The organism is Oceanisphaera sp. W20_SRM_FM3, from assembly GCF_052119705.1.
In the GTDB taxonomy this organism is placed as follows: domain Bacteria; phylum Pseudomonadota; class Gammaproteobacteria; order Enterobacterales; family Aeromonadaceae; genus Oceanimonas.
The window spans coordinates 62,845-77,821 of record NZ_JBGQOP010000008.1 but is presented as its reverse complement, the minus strand read 5'-3'; the positions used below and the strand labels follow the sequence as shown (position 1 = coordinate 77,821).

The 14,977-nt window shown below is 47.8% G+C and carries 16 protein-coding genes and 1 tRNA gene; 11 read left to right on the top strand and 6 right to left on the bottom strand.

The annotated features are described in order from the left end of the window. Positions 1-362 precede the first annotated feature (362 nt). Positions 363-944 carry a superoxide dismutase [Fe] gene (gene sodB, locus ACEN2G_RS06465; protein WP_442020659.1) on the bottom strand — a complete coding sequence of 194 codons (582 nt, stop codon included), beginning with the start codon at positions 942-944 and terminating at the stop codon, positions 363-365. 379 nt (positions 945-1,323) lie between these two features. On the opposite strand from sodB, the gene ACEN2G_RS06460 reads away from it, so the two are divergent. Continuing rightward, the gene (locus tag ACEN2G_RS06460; protein ID WP_442020658.1) at positions 1,324-1,662 is read left to right on the top strand and encodes a Grx4 family monothiol glutaredoxin; all 339 of its coding nucleotides are present in this window, start codon (positions 1,324-1,326) and stop codon (positions 1,660-1,662) included. Positions 1,663-1,770: 108 nt separating this feature from the next. Here the strand turns inward: ACEN2G_RS06460 and ACEN2G_RS06455 are convergent, their stop codons facing one another. From ACEN2G_RS06455 to ACEN2G_RS06445, 3 genes are all read right to left on the bottom strand, one after another. Further along, complete coding sequence (locus ACEN2G_RS06455; RefSeq protein ID WP_442020657.1) at positions 1,771-2,100, bottom strand: TusE/DsrC/DsvC family sulfur relay protein; 330 nt, start codon at positions 2,098-2,100, stop codon at positions 1,771-1,773. A 59-nt stretch (positions 2,101-2,159) separates the two neighbouring features. Beyond that, positions 2,160-4,418, bottom strand: coding sequence for a YccS family putative transporter (yccS, locus tag ACEN2G_RS06450; protein ID WP_442020656.1), 2,259 nt, complete (start codon positions 4,416-4,418; stop codon positions 2,160-2,162). A gap of 167 nt (positions 4,419-4,585) precedes the next feature. Continuing rightward, a complete protein-coding gene (locus ACEN2G_RS06445; RefSeq protein ID WP_442020655.1) occupies positions 4,586-5,245 on the bottom strand; it encodes a Bax inhibitor-1/YccA family protein in 660 nt (219 codons plus the stop codon). Between the two features lie 266 nt (positions 5,246-5,511). Here ACEN2G_RS06445 and ACEN2G_RS06440 point away from each other — a divergent pair. The 3 genes from ACEN2G_RS06440 (at position 5,512) to ACEN2G_RS06430 (ending at position 7,251) form a co-directional block, all read left to right on the top strand. Next, positions 5,512-5,602 (top strand) — tRNA-Ser (locus ACEN2G_RS06440). A gap of 100 nt (positions 5,603-5,702) precedes the next feature. Further along, the gene (locus ACEN2G_RS06435; protein ID WP_442020654.1) at positions 5,703-6,401 is read left to right on the top strand and encodes a TIGR01621 family pseudouridine synthase; all 699 of its coding nucleotides are present in this window, start codon (positions 5,703-5,705) and stop codon (positions 6,399-6,401) included. Between the two features lie 145 nt (positions 6,402-6,546). After that, complete coding sequence (locus tag ACEN2G_RS06430) at positions 6,547-7,251, top strand: SDR family NAD(P)-dependent oxidoreductase (protein ID WP_442020653.1); 705 nt, start codon at positions 6,547-6,549, stop codon at positions 7,249-7,251. Positions 7,252-7,609: 358 nt separating this feature from the next. Here the strand turns inward: ACEN2G_RS06430 and ribA are convergent, their stop codons facing one another. Then, positions 7,610-8,203 (bottom strand): GTP cyclohydrolase II, encoded by a 594-nt coding sequence (gene ribA / locus ACEN2G_RS06425; RefSeq protein WP_442020652.1) that lies wholly within the window; start codon positions 8,201-8,203, stop codon positions 7,610-7,612. Between the two features lie 233 nt (positions 8,204-8,436). Here ribA and cmk point away from each other — a divergent pair, with 233 nt between their 5' ends. The 7 genes from cmk to ACEN2G_RS06390 all read left to right on the top strand — a co-directional run bounded on the left by cmk (position 8,437) and on the right by ACEN2G_RS06390 (position 14,111). Further along, positions 8,437-9,132 carry a (d)CMP kinase gene (cmk, locus tag ACEN2G_RS06420; protein ID WP_442020651.1) on the top strand — a complete coding sequence of 232 codons (696 nt, stop codon included), beginning with the start codon at positions 8,437-8,439 and terminating at the stop codon, positions 9,130-9,132. Positions 9,133-9,294: 162 nt separating this feature from the next. After that, positions 9,295-10,965: a 30S ribosomal protein S1 gene (gene rpsA / locus ACEN2G_RS06415; RefSeq protein ID WP_442020650.1), complete on the top strand. Its 1,671-nt coding sequence runs from the start codon at positions 9,295-9,297 to the stop codon at positions 10,963-10,965. 68 nt (positions 10,966-11,033) lie between these two features. Continuing rightward, positions 11,034-11,315, top strand: a complete 282-nt coding sequence (gene ihfB, locus ACEN2G_RS06410) for an integration host factor subunit beta (RefSeq protein WP_442020649.1) — start codon at positions 11,034-11,036, stop codon at positions 11,313-11,315. 173 nt (positions 11,316-11,488) lie between these two features. Beyond that, positions 11,489-11,776, top strand: a complete 288-nt coding sequence (locus tag ACEN2G_RS06405; protein ID WP_442020648.1) for a LapA family protein — start codon at positions 11,489-11,491, stop codon at positions 11,774-11,776. A gap of 8 nt (positions 11,777-11,784) precedes the next feature. Further along, on the top strand, positions 11,785-12,954 hold the full coding sequence (lapB, locus tag ACEN2G_RS06400; RefSeq protein ID WP_442020647.1) for a lipopolysaccharide assembly protein LapB: 1,170 nt from the start codon (positions 11,785-11,787) through the stop codon (positions 12,952-12,954). 130 nt (positions 12,955-13,084) lie between these two features. Further along, positions 13,085-13,792: an orotidine-5'-phosphate decarboxylase gene (gene pyrF / locus ACEN2G_RS06395; protein WP_442020646.1), complete on the top strand. Its 708-nt coding sequence runs from the start codon at positions 13,085-13,087 to the stop codon at positions 13,790-13,792. A 97-nt stretch (positions 13,793-13,889) separates the two neighbouring features. After that, positions 13,890-14,111 (top strand): DUF3820 family protein, encoded by a 222-nt coding sequence (locus ACEN2G_RS06390; RefSeq protein WP_442020645.1) that lies wholly within the window; start codon positions 13,890-13,892, stop codon positions 14,109-14,111. 112 nt (positions 14,112-14,223) lie between these two features. Here ACEN2G_RS06390 and ACEN2G_RS06385 read toward each other — a convergent pair whose 3' ends face one another. Continuing rightward, positions 14,224-14,634: an H-NS family histone-like protein gene (locus ACEN2G_RS06385; RefSeq protein ID WP_442020644.1), complete on the bottom strand. Its 411-nt coding sequence runs from the start codon at positions 14,632-14,634 to the stop codon at positions 14,224-14,226. Positions 14,635-14,977 lie beyond the last annotated feature (343 nt).

Below are 14,977 nucleotides of genomic sequence, written 5' to 3'. Positions count from 1 at the left end.
TGTAGACCGCGTCACACAAATGCCTGTTTTTGTGCGACTGTTTGATCGAAATCAACACTAAGGGTTATCAAATGGCCTTTTTGTATCCTTTTTGTAACCTTTTAAGGCGTGAGCGTCAAACTCGCGCTCACTAAATCCTTAAAAATCGGACTCAGTACAGCAATAACCCACAACGCCGTCAACCTTGGCGCACGAGTTGACGTGCATTTGGCCGTTTATCGATCTGCTTTACATAGCGTAAGCTATGTTTAACGCGGTTAAGCTGGCGGCGCAGAGCTTGGTTTACAAGATTGCGATAAACAGCAGGCTATTTAGCAGGTATAAAAAAACCCCGGCAAGCCGGGGTTTTTTACACTAAAAATTTACTTGGCGAAGTTTTCTGCCGCAAATTCCCAGTTAACCAGTGACCAGAAGGCTTTTACATAGTCAGGACGCACGTTGCGATAGTCGATGTAGTAGGCATGTTCCCACACATCACAAGTCAGCAAAGGAGTCGCGTCGCCAGTCAGCGGGCAACCGGCGTTAGAAGTGTTAGCGATAGCCACGGTACCGTCGGTATTCTTCACCAACCAAGTCCAGCCTGAACCGAAGTTAGTTACGCAAGACTTAGTGAACTCTTCTTTGAAAGCATCAAAAGAACCGAACGCGGCTTTGATGGCGTCAGCCAAAGCACCGGTAGGCTCGCCGCCACCGTTTGGTGCCAAGCAATGCCAATAGAAAGTGTGGTTCCAGATCTGGGCTGCGTTGTTGAACACGCCGCCAGCAGAAGTTTTGATGATCTCTTCCAGAGACTTACCTTCAAACTCGGTACCTGGGACTAAGTTGTTCAGGTTAACCACGTAAGAGTTGTGGTGCTTACCATAGTGATACTCCAGAGTTTCCTCAGAAATATGTGGCAGCAGGGCGTTTTTTGCGTACGGCAGGGCGGGAAGTTCAAATGCCATTATTATATTCTCCATTTTTGATGGTGCCAGCCTTGAGGCTGGTCTCGACATTGCTACTTGCTTTTATCAGGCGGGTACCACCCACAACACAAGAGTGGCACCAGCTAAATTACTTAAATCATTGTAGCAGCTAGCTAGATGGCTAAACAACACCAGCGTTTGTAAGGGTAAGGTATTGTCATAACAGGAATATTTATCATTTGCAGTTATGCTCGGCCAATCACCTTACTTAAATCACGAGGCCATAGCCTTAAGCGGTATTTTTCTTGCAGTGCACTTGTGACCGGTGAGGGATAACGTAGAATAGGCATTTGAATTGTCATCTTGATGACTTGCCGTTTTTAATTGGTTGCAAATAAGTAGCCGACTTGAGGTGCACATGGAAACTATTGAGAAGATTAAAACCCAGATCGCCGAGAACCCGATCCTGCTTTATATGAAAGGCTCGCCTAAGTTCCCCAGCTGTGGTTTTTCCGCGCAAGCGTCACAAGCCTTGATGAATTGTGGCGAACCCTTTGCCTTCGTGGATATATTGCAAAATCCTGAGATCCGCGCCGAATTGCCAAAATACGCTGATTGGCCGACTTTTCCACAATTGTGGGTTGACGGTGAGCTCGTAGGCGGGTGCGACATCATCATGGAAATGTTCCAACAGGGTGAATTGAAGCCGCTGATCGCTGCTACCGCCGCTAAATACCCAAAGCCTGAACAAGCTTAAAAGCAGCGCCAAGCGCCCGGCGCCGAGCACCAAGCAATACTAAGAGCGGTATATCAAACAAGCTCGGTATTAGGGAGTGTTTGTTTCGCTGGGCGCCCGGCGCTGTAGTTAAAGACACTTTGCCGGCTTTGGTAGGCCCGCTAGTTTAGTGGCTTGCTTAGCTGGGCCCTTAGGGAATAAGCGGAATAAATAACGGCTGTTGCCTTTATCTGCTCCTAGCTCGTTGGCCATGGCTTTTACCAAGGCGCGCATGGCGGGCGACGTGTTGTACTTAAGATAAAAATCCCGCACAAATTGCACCACTTCCCAATGTTCGCTACTTAACACTATGCCTTCTTGCTCTGCCAATAGGGGCACCATCTCGGGTTGCCAGTCTTGATGCTGCTTAAGATAGCCTTGGGTATCTGTGTCTATGGTACGCCCTGCAAATTCAAACATCTTCTTTCCTTTATATCTGCATTTTTGAGCCATATTTCTCTGGCGTAATATTACCTAACTCAGAGAGGTGGCGCATCTGTCGCTGCGTCTGGGTGCGGAAAATTCTCTGCCAGTTGGTACAAGTCGGTAACCACTAACGCTATGTGGCTGATCAACTGCTGACTGACGCATTGCCATTCTTGTTGCTCGGTAACGGGTGTGTCAGCGCAGGGGAAGGCTTGGTTGGACGCTTGTTCGTTTGCCGGTTGCTTATTAGGCTGCTTACTTAACCCCACCCAAGGTAATGTGGTACTCAAAGGCAGAGGGCGATTGCTGCGCAATGCGTGAGCCGCCGTTTGTAGTTGCTGCACCAAATACTGAATTTGCAGTACTTGATTATCCAACAAGCGCACTTCTTGGCTGCGGTGCGCACCCATAGCCGATAAATACGACAAGAGCGCGTGATTACGATAGGCAATATCAAAGCAGACGCTTAGCCAATATTTAGCCACAGGCTCCACGCGAATATGCTGCCAAGCGAGTGCTAACTGATTGTCAGCCAAATGCGCCTGTTTACGCGGCAGTCGATAGTCGAGGTTGTCTATGCGGCTCTCCATGCGGCCTTCGGTAAACTGCTTAGCGATAGCCGCCAGATAATCGGCATTAGCGTCCATGGCATCTGCCAGCAAGCGCGGCAAGTGTCGCTGTTGCCAATCCGGCCAAATACACCATACGGCCACAAAGGCCAGCGCACAGCCCAGTAAGGTATCCGCTAATCTCGGTTGCCAAATCAGCTCGCTGGCGCCGCCTTGTAAGTTAAAGGCAAGCAATACAAACAAGGTGACAAAGCCCACCGCCCAGCTGTAATGCACTTTAATTTGGGTGAAAAATACGAAGGCACAGAGTAATAAAATCATCATTTGCGCGCCCACACTGGGAAATACGGCTAATAACGGCACCGCTACCAGTATGCCGCCTAGGGTACCTAAGGTGCGCTGTATTAATCGCTGGCGAGTAGCACTAAAACTGGGCTGGCATACAAACAATATGGTTAATAATATCCAGTAGCCGCGGGCGAGTTCGAAATAGCAGATCACCCCATAGCCTACGGCAAAGCAGGCGCACAGGCGGATACAGTGGCGAAATAATAGGGCGTCTGGGTGCAACAGTGCCTTGAGTTTGGGCCAAAACGCCTGGCGTGGCACTTGTGCCAGCTCCACGGCTAGCTCGTTTAACAGTCGATCGTTTAGCAAAGGCTGAGTGAGTGCTTCGCCGCGCAGCAAAGCTTGATGCAGATGACCGATATTACGGCCCAAATAACGCATGGCACTCACCAAGGAGGCGGGATAATGCTGTTTTAGATGGCCGTAGTCGATCTGATTTTGTAAAGCGCTTAGCTCCCAATTAATGCGTCTGCTGTGCTGATAGCTGTGATGATTTAAAATAGCGTAGGCCAACTGTTTGCAAGACTCGCCAAGCTCGACCATTAACACTTGATAGCCCTGCAAAACGGGATCTTGATGTAAGTCGTGATTTAATTGTTGATAAGAATAATGGCTGGACGCTGCCCGTTCGTGCATCTCTTGCACTAACAGGTACAAGGCCAACAAACGGTTGAGTTCAGGGTCTGGGGCGCTTCCTTTGCGGCGACGATTAAGCATGCGCTTGGTGTGCTCCAGAGCGCTGACTAAGCCGATGTTTACTTGTGCTAATTGATGACGCAGTGCTTGATGTTGCTCCGGTGGGCTATCGAAGAAACGGGACTTGTCGACTAAATAGCGAGCCAAAGCAAAGTAACACTGAGCCAGTTGTTCGTGCACTTGCTTATAGGGCCAGATAAGTAAAATAAGCCAAGACAATAGGCCGTACCAAGCCGCTCCCAGCGTTAATAACAAGGGTTGATACCAAAAGGACGGGCTGTCTGCATGGCCTTGCATCGCATACAAGGACACCAACAAAATACCAAAGCCCAGATTACCCTTAGTATTTCCCCACGCCGCCATCAGCATCAACACCAAGGTGCCCAGCACTAATAACGGGCCAAAAGCCCAAGGGTGGGGGAGTAATAGCGTGACTAAGGTAATGGCGATAAAAAAACAGCACAGGCTTATCAAGAGATGGCGCAGTCGGCCTTTAGGATTTTGATCCACCTCACTTAAGGCGCCGGCCATCACGCCAAGTGTGAGTGTCACCGCCGCTGGCGTGTGATCTATGCCTAAGCCGGCCAGCAAGATGCTGCCCATGGCCAACAATACTTTAAGCGCAAAAAAAACGTGACTGCTGCTGAGCAGGTTCTTAAAGGCGTGTATCAAGGCTGACGTTGAGGAACCAGTAAGCATAGTGTTGTTTAAAACCCGTCATGAAAAATAAGGAATAATTCAAAAAAACACCAAGGTTCTGATAATACGTGAGTTATCAACAATGAACAGCAACAGCTTTATTTCAACACCATAAAAAAAGCCCCTTGCGGGGCTTGGCGTTAGCTTACTCTTCGCCGAGTGACGGCTTAGTCACGGCTTAAGCCTAACAGGCTCAGCAAGCTTAAGAAGATATTAAAGATAGACACATACAGGGTCACTGTGGCCGAGATATAGTTACGCTCACCGCCATGAATGATGGCGCTGGTCTGCATCAAGATGGCGCCTGATGAGAACAAAATAAACAGCGCACTCAAGGCTTGGCTTAAGGCGGGCAGCTGGAAGAAGAGATTAGCCACTATACCGACCAGCAGCACCACGAAGCCGGCCATCATCATGCCGCCTAAGAACGACATATCTTTCTTGGTGGTCAGCACATAAGCAGACAGCGATAAGAAGGTTAATGCCGTGCCGCCTAACGCTAACATCACGGTATCAGTACCATTAGCCGTGCTCAGGTAGTGATTGATGATGGGCCCTATGGTGTAACCGGTGAAGGCAGTAAAGGCGAAGATAAATAATAAGCCTAAGCCGCTGTCACGATTTTTCTCGGTTAAATACATCAGACCGTAAAAGCCCACCAAGGTAATAATCAGGCCGGGGCGTGGTAGGCCCATCATGGCACTGATCCCAGCTGCTAATGAAGCCACCACTAGTGTGAGACCTAACAGCATATAGGTGTTACGCAGTACTTTATTGGTCGCTAATTCACTCGTTTGAGTGCGAGGTATCGAATTTTGGTAACGCATGTAAAACTCCTTAGGCCCTAATTCGCTTATCGGTTTGGTTTGCTGCTTGGATCTTCTGGTACGCTGCGGCAAGACAAAACCCGTAACTGTAAAAATATCACACCATTTGGACATAAGATGACCGGCTTGTCGAGCCTTGTCTTGCATGCCTTAAGCCGCGTATTGGTTACCTATGCGGCAATTTGCGTGCTTTATACACATTCACCAATAAATTATGATTTAGTGGTTTACAAGCAACCGCTGCTTTGAGTAATATGCACGGCGTCGGAGGGGTGGCAGAGTGGTTGAATGCACCGGTCTTGAAAACCGGCATGGGTTTATAGCCCATCCAGGGTTCAAATCCCTGCTCCTCCGCCATACAACTAAAAAGCCCGCTGCGTTAACACGCAGCGGGCTTTTTGCATTTTCGGGCTGCTGGCAGGTACTCGCGTCAACAGCCGTCATGAGAGATTTAAAGATGGACATACTGCTCAGCACGCCGGATTACTTAGTTATCAATAAGCCCGCCGGTATTGGCATGCATCAGGAGGGTGATGAGCCCGGCATAGTGCGGCTGTTGAGCGAACAATTGGGCGAAACCTTGTATCCGGTCCATCGTCTCGATAAAGTCACTACCGGCGTATTATTGCTGGCACGCCATACTAAAGCTAACCGCGAGCTCAGCTTGCAGTTTGCAGAGCGTAACGTGAGTAAATGTTACTTGGCATTATCAGGTCATAAGCCGAGCAAAAAGCAGGGTTTGATCAAAGGTGACATGGAAAAAGCCCGCGGTGGCAGTTGGAAACTCAGCCGCAGCCAAGTTAATCCCGCCATTACCCGTTTTCATAGCTGTTTACTAGACAGTTTATCTGCGGAGTCTTCGTTGGCTAATCCTCTGCGCGGCTTCTTATTACAGCCGCTCACCGGTAAGACTCACCAGTTGCGTGTGGCACTGAAAAGCCAAGCCAGCCCGATATTAGGCGATGCCCGCTATGGCGGCATGGCGGCGGATCGGGTTTATCTGCATGCTTGGCAGTTAAGCTTTAGTTATCAAGGTCAGGCGGTTTGCGTACGCGCTCCCTTAACAACCGGCGAGCACTTTTTGCGCCATGGTGAGGCATTGACCTCTTGGGCGGTCAGTCTGCTTGATACTCCTAGCCCGCCCCAAGCTGCTTGAGCTATCTTGATCGCATCTATTAACAGGTGAAAGAGTAGGCTTTCAGACTCGGTCTACGCTGATTGATGAGCCATTTGAGGACACTCATCAGAGGATAGTGGTCAAAGGGGATCCATTAAAGGGGGATCCATTAAAGGAGAGTGCCATGCAATATTGGATCATGGGTGCGGGCGGCATTGGCTGTGCCTTAGCCGAAACGCTGGCGGCGCGCGGCGAACAAGTCTTATTGCTTAGCCGCACCCGGCCTGAATTATCAGACTTGGCTTGGTCACAGACGACTTGGCATGCAGTGGACAATACCGATGCCAGTGCCGTCGCAGAGACTTGTAATCAATATCCCTTGCCAGCGACTGTGATCAATACTCTCGGCATGCTGCAGCAAGGAGAGCAACAACCCGAGAAGCGCATCGAGCAGTTAACCGAGTCGGCCTTTTATAACAGCCTACACATTAATACGTGGCCGACGCTGGCCATGGCGCAATACCTTGCTACGCGCTTAACGCGTACCGATCAGTTACATTTTGCGGCATTATCGGCTCGGGTGGGCAGTATCAGCGATAATCGTGCCGGCGGTTGGTATAGCTATCGCATCAGTAAGGCCGCACTCAATATGGCCATTAAAACGGTCAGTATCGAATGGCAACGTCGTTTTCCTGACGCTTTAATCGTGGGCTTGCATCCGGGCACGGTCGCCACCGATTTATCGGCGCCGTTTAGAGCGGGCTTGAGTGAGGGGCAATTACACACACCGATGCAAGCGGCCACACATTTATTGCAGGTATTAGATAATTTAATCCCAGAGCAATCTGGGCGTATATGGGCCTGGGACGGACAGGAAGTACTGCCTTAAACAGTGCGTCATGGCTAATAAAGATTAAAAAATTTTTGCCACGGAAGAACACGGAACGCACGGAAAATAGAGATAAGAGCGAAAAAGTTTTGATAGGTGAGCGCAAGGCAATATCGACCTCAGTCGTGATCCTGGCTAAAACCTAATCGGCACGGTTTGATGTCAACCTTAAATTTTTCGACTCAGGCCACCAAATAACGGGGTGGGCTATAAAATCTAATATATGTCCAAGGCCGAGTTAAGCTTCACTTTCAAAAAAGGCGCAACACCCAAAGCTGTGGGTGTTGCGCCTTTTTTAACTTAAAATCGTTATTGCCTATGACTAACTGAATCAGGCTTAACGTTTAACGGCGAACCATTAGTCTTTAAACATGTGGCCCAGCTTGCCGGCCTTAGTGTCCAAGTAGTGCTCATTGAAGGGATTACGACCTTCTTCCAGCGGCACTCGCTCCACCACTTCAATGCCAAAACTTTCCAGTGCGGTGACTTTGCGCGGATTATTGGTCATCAAATTCATTTTTTTAATGCCTAAATCGTGCAGCATGTCGGCACAAATAGTGTAATCACGCATGTCCGCATCAAAGCCCAGCTCGACGTTGGCTTCTACGGTATCTTTGCCCTGATCTTGCAGGTTATAAGCGCTGATCTTATTCAGTAAACCAATGCCGCGACCTTCTTGGCGTACGTATAACAGAATACCGCGACCTTCTTTGGCAATGCGCTCCATGGCGGCTTGCAGCTGAAAACCACAGTCACAACGTAGGCTAAATAGGGCATCACCGGTTAGGCATTCCGAATGAATACGCCCTAATACGGGTTGATTGTCGTTTAGGTCGCCCATCACGAGGGCGGCATGATCTTTACCTGTGCCTACTTCTTCAAAACCGATCAGGGTAAAGGTGCCCCAGCGGGTCGGCAGTTTTGAGTTTGCCATCCGGGTAACACTGCTCATGGCGTTCCTCTTTAGTTATTAAGTTAGTTGAGACGTAACAAAAAAATGACCTGTATTGTAAAGCGGAAGTGCAGACAGGTATAGGCGCAATGTCGGGCAAGGGGATGAGCGGCTAGAATTTGTGCGCTTAAATAGGGTAATAACTGCTTTTTAATAACCGACTTAGGTATACTGCCGCCCGTGCAGCACCAGACTAACCGCGTGCTCAAGCTAATGATTTTCTGGAGAAAGCCATGACAGAACAAGCTCCCGTCATTACCGTAGATGGCCCAGGTGGGGCCGGTAAAGGCACCCTTTGCCAATTGCTCGCACAAAAATTGCAGTGGCAACTGCTCGACTCGGGCGCCATTTATCGGGTATTGGCATTGGCGGCCTTGCACCATAATGTGGCGCTCGACGATGAAGCAGGTTTAGTGCCGCTTGCAGCCTATTTAGATGTGCAATTTCCGATTGTAGAAGGGCACGTAAAAACGATTCTCGAAGGCGAGGATGTGTCGCAAGCGATCCGTACCGAACAAATGGGCAATGCGGCCAGCAAAGTAGCGGCATTTCCGCGAGTACGTGAGGCATTACTGCGACGCCAGCGTGCGTTTCGCGTGGCGCCGGGCTTGATTGCCGACGGTCGTGACATGGGCACTGTGGTGTTTGTGGATGCGCAGGTGAAAATTTTTCTCGATGCTAGCGCCGAAGAAAGAGCCCAGCGCCGTCTTCTACAGTTGCAAGATAAGGGCTTTGATGTTAGTTTTGACCGTCTTTTAAGCGAAATTCAAGACCGTGATGACCGAGACCGTAATCGGGCCACTGCGCCTTTGAAAGCGGCAGATGATGCCTTAGTAATTGATTCGACACATTTATCTATCACACAAGTGTTGGATATAGTGTTAAACCACGCTAAAGCTAACATCTTAGGTCTGCAGTTAGTTGAATAAACTGCTATGGTTATTTTGTTTGAAATGGTTTAAAAGCCAATACCTTTAGTCAAGATGGTCTTGACTCTGCCCGTGCCAAGGATGGAACGGGTCTATACTAATCACCCCTTAGGTGCCGGATTGCCCTTTGGATGTTCAACTTAAAAAGTGTATTCATTAAATATGATTGAATCTTTTGCTCAACTCTTCGAAGAGTCTCTGAAAGAACTTGAAACCCGTCCAGGTTCCATTGTTAAAGGTACTGTAGTTGCTATTCAGAACGGTATCGTTCTGGTAGATGCAGGCCTGAAGTCTGAATCCGCTATCCCTGTAGAGCAGTTTAAAAACGCTCAGGGCGAGTTGGAAGTTAGCGTTGGTGACGTCGTAGACGTAGCACTGGACGCGGTAGAAGACGGTTTCGGTGAGACTCTGCTTTCCCGCGAAAAGGCAAAACGTCACGAATCTTGGATCCAGCTGGAAAAAGCCTACGAAGATCAGGAAACCGTTATTGGTGTGATCAACGGCAAGGTGAAGGGTGGCTTCACTGTAGAAGTGAACACTATCCGTGCTTTCCTACCAGGTTCATTGGTTGACGTACGTCCAGTACGCGATACCTTGCATTTGGAAGGTAAAGAGCTTGAGTTCAAAGTCATCAAGTTGGACCAAAAGCGCAACAACGTAGTTGTTTCTCGTCGTGCTGTGATCGAAACTGAAAACAGTGTTGAACGTGAGCAGTTGCTTGAGAACCTGCAAGAAGGTCAAGAAGTTAAGGGTATCGTTAAGAACCTGACCGATTACGGTGCTTTCGTTGACTTGGGTGGCGTAGATGGCCTGCTGCACATCACTGATATGGCTTGGAAGCGCGTTAAGCACCCAAGTGAGATCGTGAACGTGGGTGACGAAATCAACGTTAAAGTTCTGAAGTACGATCGTGAGCGCACTCGTGTGTCTCTGGGCCTTAAGCAGTTGGGCGCAGATCCATGGGTTGAAATCGCTAGCCGTTACCCAGAAAGCACGCGTCTGTCTGGCCGCGTAACTAACCTGACTGATTACGGCTGCTTCGTAGAAATCGAAGAAGGCGTTGAAGGCTTAGTACACGTGTCTGAAATGGACTGGACCAACAAGAACATCCACCCATCTAAAGTGGTTTCTGTTGGCGACAGCGTAGACGTAATGGTATTGGATATCGACGAAGAACGTCGTCGTATCTCTCTGGGCCTGAAGCAGTGCAAACTGAACCCATGGCAGCTGTTCGCGGAAACCCACAACAAGGGCGACCGTGTTTCCGGTAAGATCAAGTCAATCACTGACTTCGGTATCTTCATCGGTCTGGACGGCGGCATCGACGGTCTGGTTCACTTGTCAGACATCTCTTGGAGCGCAGGCGAAGAAGCCGTACGTGAATTCAAGAAAGGCGACGAAATTGACGCCGTGGTTCTGCAAGTTGATCCAGAGCGCGAGCGCATCAGCTTGGGCGTTAAACAGATCGACGAAGATCCGTTCAATGCTTACTTAGCTGACCTCAAGAAAGGTGCTATCGTTAAGGGTACTATCACAGCTGTTGACGCTAAAGGCGCAGTAGTTGAGATGGAAGAAGGCGTGGAAGGTTATGTCCGCGTTGCTGATATCTCTCGTGACCGTATCGAAGACGCATCTACTGTATTAACAGTAGGTGAAGAAATCGAAGCACGTTTCATGGGTGTGGATCGTAAGAACCGTACTTTAAGCTTGTCTATCCGTGCGAAAGACGAAGCTGAAGATAAAGTCGTTCTGGATAACATTAACCAACAACAGCCAGAAGATGTTGGTTTAAGTGCAATGGCTGAAGCCTTCAAGGCAGCCAAAGGCGAATAAGCCTATCCGAATGTAAAAGGGGGCCTTCGCGGCCCCTTTTTGTTGTGTGTTGATCAGGAGAGCATCAAATGACTAAGTCAGATCTCATTGAAAGACTGTCAGAACAGTACAGTCATCTTTCTGCTAAAGAAGTAGAAGGCGCTATTAAAGAAATAATTGAGCAAATGTCAGCCAGCCTTGAGGGCGGGGATCGTATTGAGATCCGCGGTTTTGGTAGTTTCTCGCTACATTATCGTGCGCCGCGTCAGGGGCGTAATCCTAAAACCGGCGAAAAAGTAGAGTTGACTGGTAAGCACGTACCGCACTTCAAACCCGGCAAAGAACTGCGCGAGCGTGTTAACCCCAGCTAAGGGCGTTATTGTTAGCCCATTTATTGAGTCTTATTTTCTGTTCAATATCAGGTAAGTTAACTGATTGAACATTAAGCAGCGTGCTACATCACTTTTTACAGTAACGCGACTGGCAGCTATGCGGTTTTTCCGTGATAATGCGAGTTCTCAAATCAGGAAGTTGCGAGGGTTAAGTGAAAATAATTATCGGCCTCATTATTTTAGCGATACTATTTGCCGTGGGCATTACGCTCGGCACGCAAAACGATCAGCTGGTACAGGTAAACTATCTGCTAGCACAAGGCGAGTATCGTCTTTCTTCATTATTGGCAGTTATCTTTATCGCGGGCTTTGTCATTGGCTGGCTGGTATTTAGTGTAGTGTTACTGCGGCTAAAAATGAACAACAAAGGTTTGCATAAAAAAGTTGAGCGTCAACAAAAAGAGTTAACAGAGCTTAGGGCCTTGCCCATTAAGGATTAATAAGCTTTATGCTGGAACTGTTATTTCTGCTGCTACCCGTCGCTGCTGCTTATGGCTGGTACATGGGACGCAGAGGGGTCCGGCAGGACGCTCAAAAAAAATCTAATCACTTTTCTCGGCAATATGTTGCTGGGTTAAATTTCTTGTTGTCTGACGAGCCAGACAAGGCCGTCGACCTTTTTATTCAGTTACTGCAAGTTGATAGCGAAACCATAGAAACGCACCTCGCCCTCGGCAACTTATTTAGGTCCCGAGGCGAAGTCGATCGTGCGATTCGTATTCATCAAAACCTAGTGGCTCGCCCTAATCTGTTGTGGGAGCAACGCCATTTAGCGATGCTGGAACTCGCGCGCGACTTCTTAGCAGCGGGTTTGTTAGACAGAGCCGAGCATATTCTCGTCGAACTGAAAAGCGATCCTGATTATCAAGAAGAAGCGTTAAATTTACTGTTAGTCATTTATCAGCAGCTCAAAGATTGGGTGCAAGCGGTTGCCATTGCCGAGCGTTTAAAAAAACGCCAAGGATTAAAAGCGCTGACGCTAATTGGTCATTTTCATTGTGAGCTGGCCGAGCAGCATTGGCACAAACAAGACGCCAAAGCGGCGATTTTACAGTTAAAGAAAGCGCTAAAGGCGGACCCTAGTTGTGTAAGAGCGAATATCCGCTTAGGTGCACTTTATATGCAGCAACAACTTTGGTCTCAAGCCTTAACACATTTGTTGCAGGTGACTGAGCAAGATGCAGACTTCATCAGTGAAGTCTTGTCTCCCTTGCAGCAGTGTTATCAGCAATTAAACAACGAAGCAGAATTTATGCGCCAGCTGCATTTATGGGTAGCTGAAGATAGCGGTGCCAGTGCGGTATTAATGCTGGCCGATTATGTAGCCGAGCGCCAAGGGTCCCTCGCGGCAGAGCAAATGGTATTATCGCAATTACAACGCCATCCGACGATGAAAGGCTTTCATCGCTTAATGTCTTACCAGACGCACAATGCGGAGCAGGGTCGAGCGCGCGAAAGCTTGAATATGCTCAGTAACTTGGTTGCCGAGCAAATGAAATTAAAACCCAGCCATAAATGTAGCCAGTGTGGTTTTTCAACGCGTTCATTATTTTGGCAATGCCCGTCTTGTAAGCAATGGGGCAGCATAAGACCCATGCGCGGTTTAGATGGGGAGTAAACACATTGAATGTGAGGTGTGAAGCGTAAAGGGTGAAGGGGTAAGTGCTAAAACCAAATAATTAAGCGACCCTTACTCATCTCACCTTACCCCTCACCACTTGTTATATAAATTTTTAAGGTAACTTGGTATGCAAACTTCTATCAAACATGATCCTAAAATTCTGATTGCCCTAGATTATGCGGATCAAGCATCCGCATTAGCGCTAGTTGCACAATTGGACCCTGCTCATTGCCGCTTAAAAGTCGGTAAAGAAATGTTTACCCTGTTTGGCCCAGAGTTTGTGCGCACCCTAGTAAAGTCTGGGTTTGATGTGTTTTTGGATCTTAAATTTCACGATATTCCTAATACGGTGGCCAAGGCGGTGGCTGCGGCGGCTGAGTTAGGTGTGTGGATGGTCAATGTACACGCCAGCGGCGGCATGCGCATGATGACGGCGGCCCGTGAGGCGTTATTACCTTATGGCGATAAGGCTCCCTTGTTAATCGCCGTTACCGTGCTGACTAGCATGACGGACGAGGATTTGGCTCAGGTAGGTATCTTGCGTTCATCTGCTGAGCAGGTGTTAGCGTTAGCGCGGTTAACGCGTGATGCAGGCTTAGATGGCGTAGTATGTTCGGCCCAAGAAGCCAGCTTATTAAAAGCCGAATTGGGCCATGATTTTAAACTCATCACACCCGGTATTCGCCCCGCAGGCAGTGATGCCGGCGATCAGCGTCGCATTATGACCCCTGAGCAAGCTTTGGCCGCAGGCAGTGATTATTTGGTAATAGGGCGGCCTATTACCCAAGCGTCGGATCCTGCTCAGGTACTGGCTGCCATCAATAACAGCTTGTAACTGTGCGATAAAATTGCGGATATGTATTTGTTATAGAGGCGCATATAATATATGCGCCTTTTTTATGAATAAAATGAAATTTAAGGAATAAAAACACGTGAGCCTGAACACGACAGAGCTATTAACGATCATTAATAAACCCATGCCATTTGGTAAGCATAGTGGGCAAGCGCTGCTCACCTTACCGTTAGGGTATTTATGTTGGTTAGAGCGTCAGGGTTGGCCAAGCGGCCCCATAGGGGCAGAATTGGCGCTTATCTATGAGTTAAAGCATAACGGCCTAGCCGAGCCTTTGTATGGGTTATTGAAACCGAGATAAATAAGCCTTTTTTCTATCAATGAGTTACTCAGGTGGCAATAGCTGGGTATGCTAAATTTCAGGCATAAAAAAGGGCCTAACGGCCCTTTTAAAACTTATCAGATAGTCTTTATTAGTTTTTAATAAGGAAATCTTCTAATGTTTTAGTGCCATTATCCATGGCATTTTTAATTGGTGAAGGCTTACGGCCTTGACCAGTCCAAGTTCTGTATTCGCCAGTTTCGTCAGTGTATTCGTACTTAGCTGGGCGCTTGCTACGAGGAGCACTTACTTTTTTAGCTGGTTCTGCCAATTCTAGCAAATCACTTAAATCAATGCCGTCAGCGGCCATTTGTTCCATGTATTCTTTCAGCTTGCGTTCACGTTCTTGGGCGACTGCTTGCTCAGCTGCTTTAGTTTCGCGCTGTTCTTCAATCACGCTAGACAGTTTAGCTAGGGCTTCTTCCATTTGATCCAAAGTTAGATCTCGAGTTGCCGCACGTAAACTACGGATGTTCAGTAGTGTTTTCAAGAATTCAGTCATTGCATCCACCTAATGGTTATAATTTTTTATGAGTTAAATTTACATCTTCATTTAAAATGAAGCAAGTTAATTAGAAAGAAAACTTTTATCTCGTTAATAATAAGCCATTTTTACAGCAGTAGGATTAATATAGCCTTGCATTTTGCGAATGCCATTTGCTAATTAAAACAAATGGGCTACTACTCAGTTTAAGAGCGCCGGTTCGTCATCTTTTTATTGCTAACTTGCAGCTCGTTATGATGCAGACTCAGTTGAGTTAAAATATAGAGCTGTATATATATTCGAGCTAATCATAGTTAAAGATTTACAATATGTCGGAAAATTTTTCAGGTTAAAACGTCTA

Bases quoted from the DNA above. Each gene is read 5' to 3' on its own strand.
- sodB (WP_442020659.1), bottom strand. From the start codon at position 944: ATGGCATTTGAACTTCCCGCCCTGCCGTACGCAAAAAACGCCCTGCTG.
- ACEN2G_RS06460 (WP_442020658.1), top strand. From the start codon at position 1,324: ATGGAAACTATTGAGAAGATTAAAACCCAGATCGCCGAGAACCCGATC.
- ACEN2G_RS06455 (WP_442020657.1), bottom strand. From the start codon at position 2,100: ATGTTTGAATTTGCAGGGCGTACCATAGACACAGATACCCAAGGCTAT.
- yccS (WP_442020656.1), bottom strand. From the start codon at position 4,418: ATGCTTACTGGTTCCTCAACGTCAGCCTTGATACACGCCTTTAAGAAC.
- ACEN2G_RS06445 (WP_442020655.1), bottom strand. From the start codon at position 5,245: ATGCGTTACCAAAATTCGATACCTCGCACTCAAACGAGTGAATTAGCG.
- ACEN2G_RS06435 (WP_442020654.1), top strand. From the start codon at position 5,703: ATGGACATACTGCTCAGCACGCCGGATTACTTAGTTATCAATAAGCCC.
- ACEN2G_RS06430 (WP_442020653.1), top strand. From the start codon at position 6,547: ATGCAATATTGGATCATGGGTGCGGGCGGCATTGGCTGTGCCTTAGCC.
- ribA (WP_442020652.1), bottom strand. From the start codon at position 8,203: ATGAGCAGTGTTACCCGGATGGCAAACTCAAAACTGCCGACCCGCTGG.
- cmk (WP_442020651.1), top strand. From the start codon at position 8,437: ATGACAGAACAAGCTCCCGTCATTACCGTAGATGGCCCAGGTGGGGCC.
- rpsA (WP_442020650.1), top strand. From the start codon at position 9,295: ATGATTGAATCTTTTGCTCAACTCTTCGAAGAGTCTCTGAAAGAACTT.
- ihfB (WP_442020649.1), top strand. From the start codon at position 11,034: ATGACTAAGTCAGATCTCATTGAAAGACTGTCAGAACAGTACAGTCAT.
- lapB (WP_442020647.1), top strand. From the start codon at position 11,785: ATGCTGGAACTGTTATTTCTGCTGCTACCCGTCGCTGCTGCTTATGGC.
- pyrF (WP_442020646.1), top strand. From the start codon at position 13,085: ATGCAAACTTCTATCAAACATGATCCTAAAATTCTGATTGCCCTAGAT.
- ACEN2G_RS06385 (WP_442020644.1), bottom strand. From the start codon at position 14,634: ATGACTGAATTCTTGAAAACACTACTGAACATCCGTAGTTTACGTGCG.